Origin of the sequence: Brevundimonas sp. ZS04 (assembly GCF_001956865.1) — a bacterium.
GTDB lineage: Bacteria > Pseudomonadota > Alphaproteobacteria > Caulobacterales > Caulobacteraceae > Brevundimonas > Brevundimonas diminuta.
The window spans coordinates 134,848-151,008 of record NZ_MTHE01000005.1 but is presented as its reverse complement, the minus strand read 5'-3'; the positions used below and the strand labels follow the sequence as shown (position 1 = coordinate 151,008).

The 16,161-nt window shown below is 68.5% G+C and carries 16 protein-coding genes and 1 pseudogene; 4 read left to right on the top strand and 13 right to left on the bottom strand.

What is annotated here, in order from left to right; genetic code table 11:
* Window positions 1-104: 104 nt before the first annotated feature.
* From BJP32_RS08650 to coxB, 11 genes are all read right to left on the bottom strand, one after another.
* Entirely contained in the window at window positions 105-1,778 is a 1,674-nt protein-coding gene (locus BJP32_RS08650; protein ID WP_003165967.1) for a bifunctional diguanylate cyclase/phosphodiesterase, read from the bottom strand.
* Window positions 1,775-2,395: a GNAT family N-acetyltransferase gene (locus tag BJP32_RS08645; RefSeq protein ID WP_046652135.1), complete on the bottom strand. Its 621-nt coding sequence runs from the start codon at window positions 2,393-2,395 to the stop codon at window positions 1,775-1,777. Before BJP32_RS08645 ends, BJP32_RS08650 begins: the two co-directional genes overlap by 4 nt.
* A 46-nt stretch (window positions 2,396-2,441) precedes the next feature.
* Window positions 2,442-3,656, bottom strand: coding sequence for a pitrilysin family protein (locus BJP32_RS08640; protein WP_095046015.1), 1,215 nt, complete (start codon window positions 3,654-3,656; stop codon window positions 2,442-2,444).
* A 55-nt stretch (window positions 3,657-3,711) separates the two neighbouring features.
* Window positions 3,712-4,437 carry an SURF1 family protein gene (locus tag BJP32_RS08635; protein WP_076223674.1) on the bottom strand — a complete coding sequence of 242 codons (726 nt, stop codon included), beginning with the start codon at window positions 4,435-4,437 and terminating at the stop codon, window positions 3,712-3,714.
* Window positions 4,434-4,766: a DUF983 domain-containing protein gene (locus BJP32_RS08630; protein WP_076223767.1), complete on the bottom strand. Its 333-nt coding sequence runs from the start codon at window positions 4,764-4,766 to the stop codon at window positions 4,434-4,436. The genes BJP32_RS08635 and BJP32_RS08630 overlap by 4 nt, the downstream gene beginning before the upstream one ends.
* 92 nt (window positions 4,767-4,858) lie before the next feature.
* Complete coding sequence (locus BJP32_RS08625) at window positions 4,859-5,737, bottom strand: cytochrome c oxidase subunit 3 (RefSeq protein WP_076223672.1); 879 nt, start codon at window positions 5,735-5,737, stop codon at window positions 4,859-4,861.
* Between the two features lie 42 nt (window positions 5,738-5,779).
* A complete protein-coding gene (locus BJP32_RS08620) occupies window positions 5,780-6,355 on the bottom strand; it encodes a cytochrome c oxidase assembly protein (RefSeq protein WP_003165975.1) in 576 nt (191 codons plus the stop codon).
* Between the two features lie 5 nt (window positions 6,356-6,360).
* Window positions 6,361-6,621 carry a hypothetical protein gene (locus BJP32_RS08615; protein WP_003165976.1) on the bottom strand — a complete coding sequence of 87 codons (261 nt, stop codon included), beginning with the start codon at window positions 6,619-6,621 and terminating at the stop codon, window positions 6,361-6,363.
* A 5-nt stretch (window positions 6,622-6,626) separates the two neighbouring features.
* On the bottom strand, window positions 6,627-7,604 hold the full coding sequence (gene cyoE, locus BJP32_RS08610) for a heme o synthase (RefSeq protein WP_003165977.1): 978 nt from the start codon (window positions 7,602-7,604) through the stop codon (window positions 6,627-6,629).
* Between the two features lie 63 nt (window positions 7,605-7,667).
* Window positions 7,668-9,314, bottom strand: a complete 1,647-nt coding sequence (ctaD, locus tag BJP32_RS08605) for a cytochrome c oxidase subunit I (protein WP_046652139.1) — start codon at window positions 9,312-9,314, stop codon at window positions 7,668-7,670.
* A gap of 23 nt (window positions 9,315-9,337) precedes the next feature.
* Window positions 9,338-10,288, bottom strand: coding sequence for a cytochrome c oxidase subunit II (gene coxB, locus BJP32_RS08600; protein WP_046652140.1), 951 nt, complete (start codon window positions 10,286-10,288; stop codon window positions 9,338-9,340).
* 264 nt (window positions 10,289-10,552) lie between these two features.
* On the opposite strand from coxB, the pseudogene BJP32_RS08595 reads away from it, so the two are divergent.
* From BJP32_RS08595 to tldD, 4 genes and pseudogenes are all read left to right on the top strand, one after another.
* A pseudogene (locus tag BJP32_RS08595) lies at window positions 10,553-10,864 on the top strand (PadR family transcriptional regulator); the annotation flags it as partial.
* 116 nt (window positions 10,865-10,980) lie between these two features.
* Window positions 10,981-11,547: a DUF1700 domain-containing protein gene (locus tag BJP32_RS08590; RefSeq protein WP_003165980.1), complete on the top strand. Its 567-nt coding sequence runs from the start codon at window positions 10,981-10,983 to the stop codon at window positions 11,545-11,547.
* A 24-nt stretch (window positions 11,548-11,571) separates the two neighbouring features.
* Entirely contained in the window at window positions 11,572-12,351 is a 780-nt protein-coding gene (locus tag BJP32_RS08585; protein ID WP_076223671.1) for a GIN domain-containing protein, read from the top strand.
* Between the two features lie 251 nt (window positions 12,352-12,602).
* Window positions 12,603-14,033, top strand: a complete 1,431-nt coding sequence (tldD, locus tag BJP32_RS08580) for a metalloprotease TldD (RefSeq protein ID WP_076223669.1) — start codon at window positions 12,603-12,605, stop codon at window positions 14,031-14,033.
* On the opposite strand, the gene mnmH is transcribed toward tldD, so the two are convergent.
* Window positions 14,030-15,082 (bottom strand): tRNA 2-selenouridine(34) synthase MnmH, encoded by a 1,053-nt coding sequence (gene mnmH, locus BJP32_RS08575; protein ID WP_076223668.1) that lies wholly within the window; start codon window positions 15,080-15,082, stop codon window positions 14,030-14,032. The two genes, tldD and mnmH, sit on opposite strands and share 4 nt — an antisense overlap.
* Window positions 15,082-16,137 carry a selenide, water dikinase SelD gene (selD, locus tag BJP32_RS08570; protein ID WP_076223666.1) on the bottom strand — a complete coding sequence of 352 codons (1,056 nt, stop codon included), beginning with the start codon at window positions 16,135-16,137 and terminating at the stop codon, window positions 15,082-15,084. Before selD ends, mnmH begins: the two co-directional genes overlap by 1 nt.
* Window positions 16,138-16,161: the final 24 nt, after the last annotated feature.

Here is a 16,161-nt window from a genome sequence, read left to right as displayed (position 1 = left end):
CTTAGATAAAGCCTATCCGGCGTCACCTTTAACGCCCGAAGCAAATCTATTTTATACGAAGAGACGCGACACGGCCGCATCTTCTCACCTGCAGCTTGCTGAAGTCAGCCGGACCGCGCCTTGATCGGCGCCGCGCCGTCGGCGAGGGACTCGTTCAGATAGACCTCGGCCTCCTGGGCCGGCAGAGCGGGCGCATAGCCGAAGCCCTGGCCGTAATGGCAGCCGTCATCGAGCAGCAGTTGCGCCAGGGAGGCGTTCTCGACCCCCTCGGCCACCACTTCCAGCGCCAGGTCGCGACCCAGGTTGACGACGGATTTGACGATCTTGGCCGAGCCTTCGTCCTTGTCCATCGTCAGAACGAAGTAGCGATCGATCTTCAACGTGTCGAACGGCAGCTTGGCCAGGTAGGACAGGGACGAGAACCCCGTGCCGAAATCGTCCAGCGCCAGACTGGCCCCCGCCTCGCGCAGGGCCTTCAGCACCTCGGCGGCGCGCGCGGTGTCGCGCATGATGTCGCCCTCGGTGACTTCCAGCTTCAGGGCGCCGCGCGGCAGGCCCGCCTCCTTGATGATGCGGGCCACGTCCTCGACCAGATGGGCGCGCTCGATCTCGCCCACCGACAGGTTGACGCTGCAGAACAGCCGCCCGGCGCCGGGGTGGCGCTGCAGCCACTCGGCCAGCTGACGCGCCGCCTCGGTCATCATCAGCAGGCCCAGTTCGTTCATCAGACCCATTTCATCGGCCAGGGTCAGGAACTCGTCCGGCGGCACCAGGCCGCGCCGGGGGTGGCGCCAGCGCGCCAGGGCCTCGAAGCCCGCCACGGCGCCGCTGTTCAGATTGACGATCGGCTGGAAGAAGGGCTCGATCTCGCCGCGCACGAAGGCGTTGCGCAGGTCCGCCTCAAGCGCCAGGCGCGACAGGCTGTCGGTCTCCAGCGCTCGGCCATAGGCCGCCGCGCCGCCGCGCCCGGCCTGCTTGGCCTGTTCCACCGCCAGTTCGACCCGGCGCAGAAGCTCGGCGGCGTCCGGCGCGTCCGGTCCGCCCTCGGCCGTCACGGCGCCGATGGACAGGGTCGGATAGATGTCGAAGCCCGCCAACCGCAGAGGCTGCTCCAGCGCCTCGCGCAGGCGCTCGCTGCCGCTGGCCCCGCTGCCGCCGCGCCGCACCAGGACCGCGAATTCGTCCTCGCCGATGCGGGCCGGGGCGCAATCCTCGGAAAAGGCCGCCGACAGACGCGACCCCAGGGCCGACAGCACCAGATCGGCGCGCTCATGACCCAGGGCCTCGTTGAGGCGACGCAGCCGGTCCAGGTCGGCCACCACCATCTCATAGTCGCCGGCCGCCGCCAGGGTCTCGGCCACGCGGACCAGGAAGGTGCGTCGATCCAGCAGGCCCGTCAGCGCGTCGCGATCAGCGCCCGCGAACTTGGTTTCAAGCGCGACGATGCCCGCCGCGCGCAAGCCGTCCTCAAGCCAGACTCCGCGCCACAGGCAGGTCTCGCAACCGCGCATCCGCAGGCGCACGGCGATCTCCGTCCCCTCGGCCTGAGGCTTGAGCAGACGATCGGCCAGGGCGCGGTCCTGAGGCATGGCCAGGGCGGTGAAGGCCGCGCCCGAGCATTGCGGCGCCAGCGGCCCCAGACCCAGCGGCCGGGTGGCCCCCGTAAAGCGGATCTGATCCTCGGCGGGCGTCCAGATCCATAGGGCGGCGTCGGCCGCGGCGAGGGCTTCGATCGCCGTGGTCGGATCCCACGTCAGGGCTCTGGATCGTGTGCTCAAGACGGGTCCGATACTCTGACTGAAGGGGCGACGCCGACGGCGAACTCATCACGCAGAACGCCAAACAGCAGATGGTCTGCCCACCGGCCGTTAATTTTCAAATAAGCACGGGCCACGCCTTCCTGCCGAAAGCCCGACTTTTCCAGAACGCGGCGCGAGGCGTGGTTGGTCGGCACGCAGGCGGCCTCGACCCGATGCAGTCCCAGAGCGCTGAAGGCGTGGCCCAACATGGCTCGCGCCGCCGCCGTGCCGACGCCCTGTCCGGCATAGGGGCGGCCGATCCAGTAGCCCAGGGTGCCCGTCTCGGCCACGCCGCGCCGGATGTTGGACAGGGTGATCGCGCCCAGCAGCGCTTCGTCGGCTTGATCGAACACGAACAGGGGCCAGGCAGTGCCCTGCTCCATCTCCCGCGCATAGACGCCCAGGCGGCGGCGATAGGCGGCGCGGGTCAGATCGTCCTCGGCCCAGGCCGGCTCCCACGGCTGCAGATAGTCGCGCGACTCCTCACGCAGGGAGGCCCACGCCACATAGTCCGCAGGACGCGGCGGGCGCAGCAGAACCCCCTGCCCGTTCAGGACCGGTCCGGTCGCCTCGGCCATCCAATCGAACAGAGCCATGGGGCAGACGATAGCGCGAAGGGATCTCGGCGTCAGCAGGCCGCGATCAGCCCGCCGCCATCCGCTGGCGGAAGACGCGCCCCGCCCCGCCCGCCGCCTTGGGCCCCAGAACCGCCGTCGCCGCCAGTCCCTGGCTCGTCATGGCCTGGCCCACCGCGCGCAGATCCTGCGCCGTCTGGGCCTCGATGCGGGCGGCGCTCTCTTCCGACGAGACGGGCGCGCCGAACGCCAGGGTCTGCCCCGCCAGACGGCCCGAGCGGCTGGCCGGGCTTTCGTCGGCCATCCACAGGCTGGCGTTCAGCACCGCCTTGGCGCGCGCCAGTTCCGCCTCCGTCGGCCCCTTGTCGGCCAGGTCGAGGATTTCGGCGGCGCACAGTTCGGCCAGCTCCAGCGACCGCTCGGCCGCCGCCCCGGCGTAGACGCCCAGCACGCCCAGTTCGTCATAGGTCTCGTGATAGGCGTCGATGGCGTAGGCCAGGCCCCGATCCTCGCGCGCGCTCTGAAACAGGCGCGAGGCCATGCCCCCGCCCAGGATTTCGGTGAACAGGCGCAGGGCGGGCTGGCGCGGATCGCGCACGCCCAGGCTCGGCAGCTGGAAGACCAGATTGGCCTGTTCGATCTTGCGCGCCAACTTCGCCTCGCCGCCGGTGAAGACGGCCGGCTCCGTCGGTTCATGCGGTGCGGCGACCGCCTGGCCGAACCAGGCCTCGGCCAGGGTCAGCAGTTCGGGCTCATCGACCGCGCCGGACACCGACACCACCATGTGATCAGGCGAATAGAGGCGCGCGCGCCAGTCGGCCACGGCCGCCCGGTCGGCAGGCGCCAGGCTGGCGATCGAGCCCAGGATCGGCCGCCCCAGGGCCTGGCCGGCGAAGGCCTGGGTCTGGGCCATCTCGAACACATGATCGTCGGGCGTGTCGAAGGCCTCGGCGATCTCCTGCGCCACCACGTCCTTCTCGCGCTCGATCTCCTCGGACGACAGGGTCGGGCGGAACACCAGGTCGGACAGCACCTGCATGGCCAGCGGCAGGCTGCCCTTCAGGGCGCGCACATCGAAGCTCGTGCGCTCATAGCCGGTGGCGGCGTTGATCGAGCCGCCCTCTGCCTCGATGCGCTCGACGATCTCGCGCGCGCCCATGTCGCCCGCGCCCTTGAAGACCAGATGCTCCAGCAGGTGCGACCAGCCGGAACGCGCTTCGTCCTCCATGCGGGCGCCGCCGTTGACGGCCACGGTCACGGCGATGGTGCGCAGGCCAGGCATGGGGTCGCACACGACGCGCACGCCGTTGGACAGGGTGTGAAGACGAGCAGTCAGGTCAGCGATCCTTGGAAGGCGTGGGGCGATAGCGGCGCAGCAGCAGGGCCGCATAGAAGACGACCAGGGTGATCGCCAGGCCGAACCAGGTCAGGGCGTAGCCCAGGTGGTTGTTGCTGAAGGCGGCGGGCGGCGCCACCGGCCGCAACGCCGTCAGTTCAGGATTGGCCGAGGTGGTGGCATAGACGGTGTAGGACGACACCGCCCCCGTCACGCCCAGTGCCTGAGCCATCGCCGCCCGGTCGCGACCATAGAAGAGCTTGCCCGAGGGCGGCGGGGTCATGGCGTTGGGAGCGGGCGCCTGGCGCACCACGCCCGCGATGACGACCGGCATGGCGGCCTCAGCCTGCACGGCCGGACGCTCGACGGTCTCGGCGGGCAAGAAGCCGCGGTCGACCAGCACCGTCCCGCGCCCCTCGACCGGACAGGCCGAAATCAGCCGCACCCCGGCGTCGCCGTCCTCGATGGTCTGAAGCTCGACGAAGGGCGCCGCGTTCAGGCCGCGGCAGGTCACGACCACCTGGCGGAACTCGGGATCCTCCAGCGCCAGGGCTTCGGCCAGGGGAAGCGGCGCCTGGGCCGCAGCGGCTTCGGCCTTATCGATGAGGTCCAGCTTCCACTGCAGCCGCTGCACCTGCCATACGCCCAGCGCCAGCAGGGCGCCCAACAGCAGGACGGCGATCACGGTCAGGATGATGGGAAAGCGAGGCCGGGCGGCGACGGTCATCGGGTCTCTCGGTGGGAATTGGCGCCGCGCTGGCGCAGCATCTGCAGGGCCGTCATCAGCCCTTTGCCCGGCCGCATCAAGGCCACAGCCAGAACCGCGACCAACGGCAGCCAGATGATCAGGTGCAGCCAGATCGGCGGGCTCCAGGCGATCTCGACGGCCAGGGCCGAGAAGCCGACCAGAAAACCCGCGATCTGCATGATGAAGGTGGCCGCGCCGTCGCCCGTCTCGACCGCGCCCAGGTCATAGCCGCAAGCCTCGCAAACGGCGCGGCGCTTCAGGAAGCCCTGGAACAGAGGCCCGCGCCCGCAGGCCGGACAGCGCCCCATCAGACCCGCGCGAACAGCGGGCCAGACAAGCAAATCGGCGCGGGGCTTGAGGCCCCGCGCCGACGAAAGCTCGACTTGTCCGTCGCGTTCGATCAACCGAAGACGACGTACATGAAGACGAAGAGGAACAGCCACACCACGTCGACGAAGTGCCAGTACCAGGCGGCGGCTTCGAGACCGAAGTGCTTCTGCGGGGTCATCTGACCGGCGTAGAGACGCAGCAGGCAGACGGCCAGGAAGATGGTGCCGACCAGGACGTGGAAGCCGTGGAAGCCCGTCGTCATGAAGAAGATGGAGCCGTACAGCTTCGACTGGGCGGCTTCTTCGCTGAAGAACAGGTGGCCGTGCAGGATGTGGTAATATTCATAGGCCTGAACGCCGGTGAACAGCACGCCCAGCAGGACGGTGATCAGCAGACCCAGCTTGGCGCCCTTGCGGTCGCCGCCGATCAGGGCGTAGTGCGCCCAGGTCAGGGTCGTGCCCGACAGCAGCAGGATGACCGTGTTCATGAGCGGCAGGCTCCACGGATCCAGCAGCTCGACGCCCTTGGGCGGCCAGGTCTGCCAGGCGGTCGCCGTGTCGGCCCAGTTGCCGACTTCCGGGATGATCGTGCGCGCTTCGTTGAAGATCGCCATGTCGAAGAACATCCAGAAGAAGGAGACGAAGAACATCACCTCCGACGCGATGAACAGCACCATGCCGTAGCGCAGGCCGATGCCGACGACCGGGGTGTGGTCGCCCTTCTTGGATTCCTTGATAACGTCGGCCCACCAGCCGTACATCGTGAACAGCACGCCCGCGAGGCCGGCGAAGAACAGCCACTTGGTGCCTTCCGGCAGACCGAACAGGCCCTTCATCCACATCACGGCGCCCACGAACATGATGCAGGCGGAGAAGGAGGCGATCAGCGGCCAGGGGCTCGGATCGACCAGATGGTAGTCGTGTTGCGGTTTCGCGTGAGCGTCAGCCATTCCCAAGGTCTCTGAATTAAGGCGAGAGTCGTTTGAAGAGGGCTATAGCCCCCGCTCTCCGGCTTTGCCAACAGCAGAGTCGTTCGCAACGGCCTGCTGAAAGCCTTTGGTTGGAAAGAAGGTGTAGCTGAGGGTGATTTCGCGCACCCCCTTCACCTCGGCGTCGGTCGCCATCTCGGGCGCGACGAAATACTGCATCGGGAAGGAGACGGTCGCGCCCGGCGCGATCTCCTGCCCCTCGAAGCAGAAGCACTGAAGCTTCTGGAAGTACGGACCGGCCCGCTCGGGCACCACATTGTAGGCCGCCGTGGCGTGGATCGTCTGGTTCGAGGTGTTGGTCACCTCGAAATAGGCCATGCCCGTCTCGCCGATGCGGACCTTCTGACTGAACTGCTCGGCCTTGAAGGTCATCGGCAGGTCGCGGACGTTGGTGTCGAAACGGATCAGGACTTCCTGATCCAGGATCTCGGTCGGCGCCGCCTCGGCCTTCATGGTCGTGCCGTCGAAGCCCGTGACCTGGCAGAACAGCCGGTACAGCGGCACGGCGGCGAAGGCCGCGCCCGTCATGAAAATGACCAAGGCTGCGCACAGCAGCGCGACCGAATTCTTGTTCTTCACGGCCCTCAAGGCTCCTGGGTTGCGGGCGCGGGAACGGGTGCGTCCGGCTGGACCGGCGCCGGCAGGGCCGGATCGGCCCTCTCCAGCGTGGCCAGGGCCGCCGCCTCGGCTTCATGTCGCGCCTGGTTGTTGGCGTGCATGCGCGACACCGTCACGGTGTAGACCAGGGCGATGAAGGCCAGCAGGCCCAGGGCGATGGCCACGTTGCGACGCTTGCGCGCACGAACCTGTTCATCGTTCAGCTTCAGGTACTGGAGGTTGGACATGGGATTCAGACTCCGACGCCCGACAGATGCTCGACCAACAGGGCCGAGAACAACGCCATCAGGTACAAGATCGAAAAGGCGAACAGGTTGCGGGCCGGTTTGGCCTCGGCCCGGACGTCATACAATGCGGCCTCTCGCCCCACGGCCTCGGCCTTGTCGGGTTGATCGCCGGCGCGCGAGCGCCACAGGCGGAAGGCCAGGGCCAGGAAGCCCAAGCCGCCCGCGACCGAGACCACCAGATAGATGGGGCCGCCCAGGCCGGTGAAGGCGGGCGCGATCGCCACGGGCACGAAGGCCAGGCTGTAGAGCATGATCTGCAGGCGGGTGGACTTGGCTCCGCGCGCCACCGGCATCATCGGAATGCCCGCCTTGGCGTAGTCGCCGGCCGAATAGAGGGTCAGGGCCCAGGTGTGCGGCGGCGTCCACATGAAGATGATCAGGAACAGCAGCCAGGCCTGCCACGGCGCGTCGCCCGTCACCGCCGCCCAGCCGATCACGGGCGGCAAGGCCCCGGCCGCGCCGCCGATGACGATATTCTGAGGCGTGCGGCGCTTCAGCACCAGCGTGTAGAGCCAGGCGTAGTAGACGATGGTCAGGGCCAGCAGGCCGCCCGCCAGCCAGTTGGTCGTCATGCCCAGCAGCATGACCGAGAAGATCGACAGCACCATGCCGAAGGCGATGGCGTCGTTCTTGCGCACGCGTCCGGCCGCGACCGGGCGTCCACGCGTGCGACGCATCAGGGCGTCGGTCTCGCCCTCGACCGCCATGTTCAGCGCGCCCGCCGCCCCGGCGCCGATGGCGATGCACAGAACGGCGATGACGGCGTTGACCCAGCTCAGCTGTCCCGGCGCCACGACCAGGCCCGTCACCGCTGTGAACACCACAAGCGACATGACGCGCGGTTTCAACAACTGGAAGAAGTCTTCCGGCTGGGCCGTGGTGACGAGGGGCGTTTCTTGGGCGGGGCGTTCGATCATGGTCATAAAGCGCGAAGGCCGCCCTTCCGGTTACGGAAGGGCGGCCTCTCCGAGTCTATCCGATACGGATCAGTGGTTGTCCGCCTTGACCACCGGCAGTTCGTTGAACTGGTGGTGCGGCGGCGGCGAGGACAGGGTCCACTCCAGCGTGGTGGCGCCTTCGCCCCACGGGTTGGCCTCGGCCTTGCGGCGACGGATGGCGGATTCCACCAGCAGCACCAGGAACACGCCCACGCCGATGATGGTGATCAGATAACCGACCGACGAGACGTGGTTCCAGTAGGTGAAGGCTTCCGGATAGTCGACGTAGCGACGCGGCATGCCCTGCAGACCCAGGAAGTGCTGCGGGAAGAACACCAGGTTCACGCCCACGAACATGATCCAGAAGTGAGCCTGAGCCAGGAACTCGTTGTACTTCACCCCGAACATCTTCTCGTACCAGTAGTAGAAGGCCGCGAAGATCGAGAAGATGGCGCCCAGCGACAGCACGTAGTGGAAGTGCGCCACGACGTAGTAGGTGTCGTGCAGGCTGTAGTCGATGCCGGCGTTCGACAGGACCACGCCGGTCACGCCGCCGACGGTGAACAGGAAGATGAAGCCCATCGCCCACAGCATGGGCGCCTTGAAGGTGATGGAGCCGCCCCACATGGTGGCGATCCAGCTGAAGATCTTCACGCCCGTGGGCACGGCGATGATCATGGTCGCGGCCACGAAGTAAGCGCGCAGGTTCACGCTCATGCCGACCGTATACATGTGGTGCGCCCACACGATGAAGCCGATGAAGCCGATGGCGACCATGGCGTAGGCCATCGCGAGGTAGCCGAAGATCGGCTTCTTCGAGAAGGTCGAGACGATGTGCGAGATCATGCCGAAGCCCGGCAGGATCATGATGTACACTTCGGGGTGACCGAAGAACCAGAACAGGTGCTGGTACATCACCGGGTCGCCGCCGCCGGCCGGATCGAAGAACGACGTGCCGAAGTTACGGTCGGTCAGCAGCATGGTGATGGCGCCCGCCAGAACCGGCAGCGACAGCAGCAGCAGGAAGGCCGTGATCAGCACGCCCCAGGCGAACAGCGGCATGCGGTGCAGGGTCATGCCCGGCGCGCGCATGTTGAAGATGGTGGTGATGAAGTTGATCGCGCCCAGGATCGACGAGGCGCCCGCGACGTGCAGCGAGAAGATCGCCAGGTCGAACGACGGCCCCGTGTGGCCCATGGTCGACAGCGGCGGATAGGAGGTCCACCCCCCGCCGAAGCCGCGGCCCGGCCCGCCGTCGACGAACATCGACAGCACCAGCAACACGAAGGCGAAGAAGATCAGCCAGAACGAGATGTTGTTCAGGCGCGGGAAGGCCATGTCCGGCGCCCCGATCATGATCGGGATGAAGTAGTTGCCGAAGCCGCCCATCGTCGCCGGCATGACGACGAAGAACACCATGATCAGGGCGTGGGCCGTGACCGTGACGTTGTAGCCGTGCTTGGACGCCTCGACGATCCCCAGTTGCTGGATGATCGTGCCTTCCTTGAACAGTTGGATGCCCGGCTCGGCCAGTTCCCAGCGGATCAGGCCCGACAGGGCGCCGCCGACAAGGCCGGTGAAGATGGCGAACACCAGGTACAGAATCCCGATGTCCTTGTGGTTGGTCGACAGGAACCAGCGGGTGAAGAAGCCCGGCTTATGGTCGTGTGAATCGTGAACAGCAGCGGTGGCCATGGGTCTGGGCTCTCGCGTCTCTCTTACTGAGCGGCCGGCGCGGCGGGCGCGGCGGCGGTTGCGGGGGCCGCAGGCGCGGCGTCGGTCGGGGCGGCGGCGCCGGCGGCCGGAGCGGCGGGCGCAGCCGCAGCAGCGGCGGCCGCTGCGTCATCGGCGGCCTTGGTCATGGAGCCGCCCTTGGAGGCGACCCAGGCGGCGAAGGCTTCCTTGCTCACCACCTTGACGTGGATCGGCATAAAGGCGTGGTCGACGCCGCACAGCTCGGAGCACTGGCCGTAGTAGTCGCCTTCCTTTTCGGCGCGGAACCAGGTCTCGTTCATGCGGCCCGGAACGGCGTCCACCTTGATGGCGAAGGCCGGCACGGCGACGGCGTGGATCACGTCCGAAGCGGTGATCAGCAGGCGCACGTTCTGACCGACCGGAACCACCATCGGCTCATCGGCGGCCAGACGATACAGATGCTTGGGCGCCTTATCTTCCGGCAGCATGTTCGAGATGTACTCGGCCACGCCCTGGTCCGGATATTCATAGCCCCAGTTCCACTGGTTGCCGGTGATCTTCACCGTGACGTCCGAGTCCGGATAATCGTGATAGGCGAACAGCAGGCGGAACGAGAACAGGGAGATGCCGACCAGGATCAGCACCGGCACCACGGTCCAGATGACCTCGATGACCGTGTTGTGGCTCCACTTGGCCGGGGTCGGGTTGGCGCGCTTGTTGTAGCGGATCGCGATCCACACCAGCAGCGCCAGCACCAGGACGCAGATCACGGTGATGACCGGCATCAGCACGACGTTGTGGAAGAAGTGAGCCTCGTGCGCCAGCGGCGCGGCGGCCGTCTGCAGGCCCAGGCCCGCCGGAACCGGCTGCCCCAAAAGATCCTGCGCCATCGCCGGCGCAGCGAAAATGGCGGCAAGGGCGGTCGCGGCGATACCGCCCCCCAACCGCGCCATGGCTCGCATGCCCATCCCCATTCGAGAAGTCCTCATAAACCGTTCTGCAGCAGACGTTTGCGAGCAATTCGCAAGCGTCGCCGGGCCCAGACGGACCTCGGCGTGTCATGGCCGGTCCTTATCGGCTCGAACCGCCCTTGCCAAGCGATCAAGCGCACCTATGGCGCCCTCTCGACAAAATGCGGTCGATTAAATCGCTGTCATGTTTGAACAGCTACCTTGCACGACAAGATACCTTGCGATACCCCTTGAATATCCGAAGAGCGGACGCCCAAGAGGGATCGAATGCCCGACACCATCGACATTCAACTGAAGAAAGGCGTGCTGGGGCTCTGCGTCCTGGCGCTGCTCGCCCGACGCGACAGCTACGCCTATGAGATCGCCAGCCGCCTGTCCGACGCCATCGGCATGGGAGAAGGCACCATCTACCCGCTGATGCGGCGGATGCAGACCGACGGCCTGGTGGAGACCTATCTGGTCGAATCATCCAGCGGCCCGTCCCGCAAATACTATCGCCTGACCGCCGCGGGCCGCCGCGCCCTGGACGGCCAGACCGGCGAGTGGCGAGCCTTCGCCCGCGCCGTCGAAGCCCTGATCGCCGGCGATGACGACGAAAGCGTCATTGTCGCGGAAGCTCCAGCGGAGACCCCCGCCTTGCTCGATCAGAGCGCCCGAACCGAATCGACCGCCCAAGCTGACAGGGGAGAGGACAAATGAACCGCGCGGAATTCCTGGCGCGACTGCGACGCGGCCTGGTGGGCCTGCCCGCCGCCACCGCCAATGAGATCGTGGCCGACTACGAAGCCCACTTCGCCGACGGCGCCGCCGCCGGCCGCAGCGAGGCCGAGGTGGCCGAGGCCCTGGGCGACCCGGATCGCCTGTCCCGCGAGCTGAAGGCCGAGGCCGGCGCCCAGCGCTGGCGTCAGGAGCCGTCGGCCTCATCCGCCGCCGGGGCCGTGTTCGGCATCCTGGGCCTGGGGGCGATCGACATCCTGATCCTGCTGCCCATCGCCCTGCCCGTCTTCGGCACGGTGCTGTCCCTGCTGCTGGGCGGGGTCGGCGTCTTCATCGCCGGCGGCTTCGTCATGGTGGCGGGCGCCTTCATGGGTCTGCCGGGCGGGGCGCTGGCCGCCGCGCTGCTGGGCGTCGGCCTGATGGGTCTGGGCATCTTCATGGTCGGAACCATGGCGCTGCTGACCAAGTGGCTGATCGACGCCACCGTCTGGTACGCCCGCCTGCACTACCGCGTCATCAAACCCGCCCTGGAACCCCAGGCCTAAAGCCAGAGAGAGGAGAACACAGTCATGATCCGCAATCTGCTCATCATCTCCGGCGCGGGCCTGATCCTGGCCATCGTCGGCATCGGCGGCGCCTTCGCCGTGGGAGGCCGCGACCTGGCCCGCCACGACTGGACCTGGGTCATCACCGACGACGAGGCCGGCGACAGCGGCTTCACCGTCGAACGCGGCCAGGTCTCGCCCGACACGACCCGCACCATCGAATGGGCCGGCGGCGACCGCCTGGCGATCAACATCCCCGCCGACGTGGTCTACGACCAGCAGGCCGATACGCCGGGCATCACCGTCTCGGGCGCCCAGAGCGTGGTCGAGCGTGTCCGCTTCTCCAACGGCCGCCTGACGCTGGACGAGGCCCCGCGCGGCGATCGCAGCTATGTCCGCTGGACCCGCACCGGCATTCGCGGCTGGAGCGAGACCGACGCCCTGAAGATCATCATCAAGGCCCCCTCGGTGAAGACCTTCGACCTGTCGGGCCCGACCGAGCTGAAGATCCGCGGCTATGACCAGCCGTCGCTGGACCTGACGCTGACCGGCTCGTCCGACGTGCGGGTCCAGGGCCGGACCGACGCTGTGACGGTCGATGTCTCAGGCGCCGGCGACGCCCGCATGGACGAGCTGATCGTCGACGACGCCAAGGTCCGCGTCAGCGGCTCGGGCGAGGTCCGCGTCGGCCCCAGCGGCAAGGCCGAGGTCGACGTCTCGGGCAGCGGCGAGGTCCGCCTGACCCGCCGCCCCGCCGAACTGCGCCAGTCGGTCAGCGGCTCCGGCGAGGTGACGGAGGACTGACAAGTGCTCCCCCTCTCCCGGCGGGAGAGGGCTTGAGCCTCCAAGAGCCGAAGGCGATTGGAGCAGGCGAAAGGGTGAGGGGCTTGTCCCGGCCGTCGGCGTCAGCCGTCGCGCGACCTCATTAACCGCGAACCCTCACCCTTTCGCGCAAGAACGATCGCTACGCTCTCGTGCGCTCAAGCCCTCTCCCAACAGGAGAGGGTTTTTGCTGCCCCCGTGACGCCGCGCTCCTCAGCCCCTATCTAGCGTCCATGAGCACCGTCGCCTCCCCTTCCCCCATCCTCGACGCCGCGGGCGTAGCCCCGGACGAGGCCCTGTCGATCCTGCAGACCGCCCTGGCGGGCGCCGACGACGGGGAGCTGTTCCTCGAAAAAACCGAGAGCGAATCCCTGGTCTTCGACGACGGGCGGCTGAAGGGCGCCTCCTATGACGCCGTCGAGGGCTTCGGCCTGCGCGTCGTGGCGGGCGAGACGGCCGGTTACGCCCACGCCAATGAAATCTCCGCCGCCGCCATCCGCCGCGCCGCCGACAGCGCCGCCCTGGCCAAGCGCGGCTATAACGGAACCGCCGCCGAGGCGCCGCGCGACACCAACCAGCGCCTCTATGATCCGGTCGATCCGCTGCTGGCCCCGGCCTTCTCGGACAAGATCGCCCTGCTGGCCGAGATCGACGCCTGGGCCCGCGCCCGCGATCCGCGCGTGGTGCAGGTCTCGGCCTCCCTGGTCGGCGAGCGACGCGCCATCGACATCCTGCGCGGCGACGGACGGCTGCTCAGCGACCTGCGCCCGCTGGTGCGGCTGAACGTCTCCGTCACCGTCGAGAAGGACGGCCGTCGCGAGAGCGCCTCGTCCGGCGCGGGCGGCCGCGCGGGCTTTGAGCAATGGGTCGCCCCCGAACGCTGGCAGGCCCAGGTGGACGAGGCCCTGCGTCAGGCCCTGGTCAATCTGGACGCCGTCGACTGCCCGGCGGGCGAGATGGACGTGGTGCTGGGCGCGGGCTGGCCCGGCGTCCTGCTGCACGAAGCGGTCGGCCACGGCTTCGAGGGCGACTTCCACCGCAAGGGCTCGTCGGTCTTCACCGGCATGATGGGCAAGCGCGTCGCCGCGCCGGGCGTGACGGTCGTGGACGACGGCTCCATCGCCGGGCGTCGCGGCTCCCTGTCGTTCGACGACGAAGGCACCCCGACCTCGCGCACCGTGCTGATCGAGGACGGGATCATGGTCGGCCTGATGCACGACCGGCTGTCGGCGCGTCAGCTGGGCGCCAACGCCACCGGCAACGGCCGCCGCCAGTCCTTCGCCCATACGCCCATGCCGCGCATGACCAACACCTTCATGGAAGGCGGCAAGGATTCGCAGGCGGACATGATCGCCAGCACCAAGCGCGGCCTCTACGCCGCCAACTTCGGCGGCGGCCAGGTGGACATCACCAACGGCAAGTTCGTCTTCCAGTGCACCGAGGCCTATCTGATCGAGGACGGGAAGATCACCGCGCCTGTGCGCGGCGCCACCCTGATCGGCGACGGCGCCACGGCCCTGACCCAGATCCAGATGATCGGCGACGACTTCGCCTTCGACCCCGGCGTCGGCACCTGCGGCAAGGCCGGTCAGGGCGTCCCCGTCGGCATCGGCCAACCCAGTCTCAAGATCGGCGGCCTGACGGTCGGCGGCACGGCGGTCTAGAGCGCGGCCGCCCGCACCGCCACAGCCTCAGCGGCGCGATCCAGATCGCTCTCAGCGCCGCCGTCCATCGTGATCTCGTCCAGATCGCGCGCCCCCGCAGACGCGCGGCGATAGGCCGGGTCGTAGTGCTCGCGCATCAGGGCCGTCGCCAGGGCGCGCAGATCGCCCGCCTGGGACAGGGCGCGCCACTGCGCGATCCGCTCTCGGCTGTGGTGGCTGGGCATCCGCGCCAGCAGGGCGGCGCGCACGGCCGCATCCTCGGTCGCCGCCTGATAGTCGCGCAGCACCCGCTCGACCCGCGCCTCGAACGGGGCGGACAGGCGCAAGGCGGGCGCCGCCTTCATCGCCGCCCACAGCACGGGCGGCACGGTCAGGCGGCCGATGCGGCTGGCCTCGGCCTCGACCACCACGGGACGGCTCAGGTCGAGGGCGGAAAGCGCCGCATAGAGACGGCTCTCAAACAGCTTCTGCGACGGCTGCTCCGTCTCGGTGCGCCCGAACAGGGAGCCGCGATGCGCCGCCAGCCCTTCCAGATCCAGGCTCTGGACGCCGTAATCCGCCAGGCGCGCCAGCACCTCGGTCTTGCCGCTGCCGGTCAGGCCGTCCAGCAGGACCAGCTTCAGCGTCGGGGCCGTCTCCAGGTCATGCAGGGCGGCGGCCACCGTCCGGCGCCAGCTCTGATAGCCGCCCTCCAGCCGCGTGACGGGCCAGCCGACCTGCTCCATCACCGTGGTCATGGCCGTCGAGCGCTGTCCGCCGCGCCAGCAATAGACCAGGGGCTGAAACCCGCCGTCGCGGTCGCCCAGCGCCCCGTCCAGATGCGCGGCGATGTTGCGCGCCACCAGGGCCGCGCCCAGGCGGCGGGCGAGGAATTTCGACGTCTGAACGTAAAGCGTCCCCACCTCGGCCCGCTGGGCGTCGTCCAACACCGGCAGGTTGATCGCGCCGGGCAGGTGGTCCTCGGCGAATTCGCCGGGGCTGCGCACGTCGATGACGGCGTCGTAGCGGGCGAGCGCCCCCAGCGACACGTCCGCCGTCAGCCGCGCCATCAGCCGCCCGCCTTCACGACCACGGAAGGCGCACCCTCGCGCACCCGGCCGACGCGGCGCGCCGAGGCGAAGCCCATGCCCTGAACCAGCGCCATCACGCCTTGCACCGCCTCGGGCGCGACGGCGATCAGCAGGCCGCCCGAGGTCTGGGGATCAGTCAGCAGGTCGCGCCGCCATTCCGGCAGTTCGGCGTCCAGCGTCACCGCCCCGCCATAGGCCGCCCAGTTGCGCACCGAGGCGCCGGTCCGCACCCCGGTCTGAGCCAGGGCGGGCGACCCGTCCAGAAACACAGGCGCGTCGGCGTCGATCTCGACCGTCAGGCCCGCGCCGCGCGCCATCTCCAGCGCATGGCCCAGCAGGCCGAAGCCGGTCACGTCCGTCACCGCATGGACGCCGTCCATCGCCGCCAGCTTCGGCCCCGGCGTGTTGAGCTTGGTGGTCGAACCGATCAGGGCCTCATAGCCGCCCGCCTCCAGCCGCCCCTGCTTATAGGCGGCGCTCAGCACGCCGACGCCTAGCGCCTTGGTCAGGATCAGCACGTCGCCCGCCCGCGCGCCGCGATTGGTCAACACCCGATCGGGATGCGTCAGGCCCAAGGCGACCAGGCCGTAGATCGGCTCCAGGCTGTCGATCGAATGGCCGCCCGCCACGGGAACGCCCGCCTCGGCGCAGACGGACGCCCCGCCTTCCAGCACCCGGCCGATGGTCTGGGGCGACAGCTTGCCGACCGGCATGCCGACGATGGCCAGGGCGAAGATCGGCGTCGCCCCCATGGCGTAGACGTCCGACAGGGCGTTGGCCGCCGCGATCCGGCCGAAGTCGAACGGGTCGTCCACCATCGGCATGAAGAAGTCGGTCGTGGCCACCAGGGCCTGCTGGTCGTTCAACCGCCAGACCGCCGCGTCGTCCGAAGTCTCGGTCCCCACCATCAGATCGGCGAAGGCCGCCGTGCGCGGCGTCGAGGCCAGGATGGACTGCAGCACGTCAGGCGCGATCTTGCAGCCGCAGCCGCCGCCATGGGCCAAGGAAGTGAGTCTGGGTTCGATGTCGCTCATGCCCCCGGCGTCGGCCTTCGGAGG

What these genes read in the sequence shown, in the direction of transcription:
- BJP32_RS08645 (WP_046652135.1), bottom strand. Translation starts at nt 2,395, where the DNA reads ATGGCTCTGTTCGATTGGATGGCCGAGGCGACCGGACCGGTCCTGAAC.
- BJP32_RS08640 (WP_095046015.1), bottom strand. Translation starts at nt 3,656, where the DNA reads ATGCCTGGCCTGCGCACCATCGCCGTGACCGTGGCCGTCAACGGCGGC.
- BJP32_RS08635 (WP_076223674.1), bottom strand. Translation starts at nt 4,437, where the DNA reads ATGACCGTCGCCGCCCGGCCTCGCTTTCCCATCATCCTGACCGTGATC.
- BJP32_RS08630 (WP_076223767.1), bottom strand. Translation starts at nt 4,766, where the DNA reads ATGGGGCGCTGTCCGGCCTGCGGGCGCGGGCCTCTGTTCCAGGGCTTC.
- BJP32_RS08625 (WP_076223672.1), bottom strand. Translation starts at nt 5,737, where the DNA reads ATGGCTGACGCTCACGCGAAACCGCAACACGACTACCATCTGGTCGAT.
- BJP32_RS08615 (WP_003165976.1), bottom strand. Translation starts at nt 6,621, where the DNA reads ATGTCCAACCTCCAGTACCTGAAGCTGAACGATGAACAGGTTCGTGCG.
- cyoE (WP_003165977.1), bottom strand. Translation starts at nt 7,604, where the DNA reads ATGACCATGATCGAACGCCCCGCCCAAGAAACGCCCCTCGTCACCACG.
- ctaD (WP_046652139.1), bottom strand. Translation starts at nt 9,314, where the DNA reads ATGGCCACCGCTGCTGTTCACGATTCACACGACCATAAGCCGGGCTTC.
- coxB (WP_046652140.1), bottom strand. Translation starts at nt 10,288, where the DNA reads ATGGGGATGGGCATGCGAGCCATGGCGCGGTTGGGGGGCGGTATCGCC.
- BJP32_RS08590 (WP_003165980.1), top strand. Translation starts at nt 10,981, where the DNA reads ATGAACCGCGCGGAATTCCTGGCGCGACTGCGACGCGGCCTGGTGGGC.
- BJP32_RS08585 (WP_076223671.1), top strand. Translation starts at nt 11,572, where the DNA reads ATGATCCGCAATCTGCTCATCATCTCCGGCGCGGGCCTGATCCTGGCC.
- tldD (WP_076223669.1), top strand. Translation starts at nt 12,603, where the DNA reads ATGAGCACCGTCGCCTCCCCTTCCCCCATCCTCGACGCCGCGGGCGTA.
- mnmH (WP_076223668.1), bottom strand. Translation starts at nt 15,082, where the DNA reads ATGGCGCGGCTGACGGCGGACGTGTCGCTGGGGGCGCTCGCCCGCTAC.
- selD (WP_076223666.1), bottom strand. Translation starts at nt 16,137, where the DNA reads ATGAGCGACATCGAACCCAGACTCACTTCCTTGGCCCATGGCGGCGGC.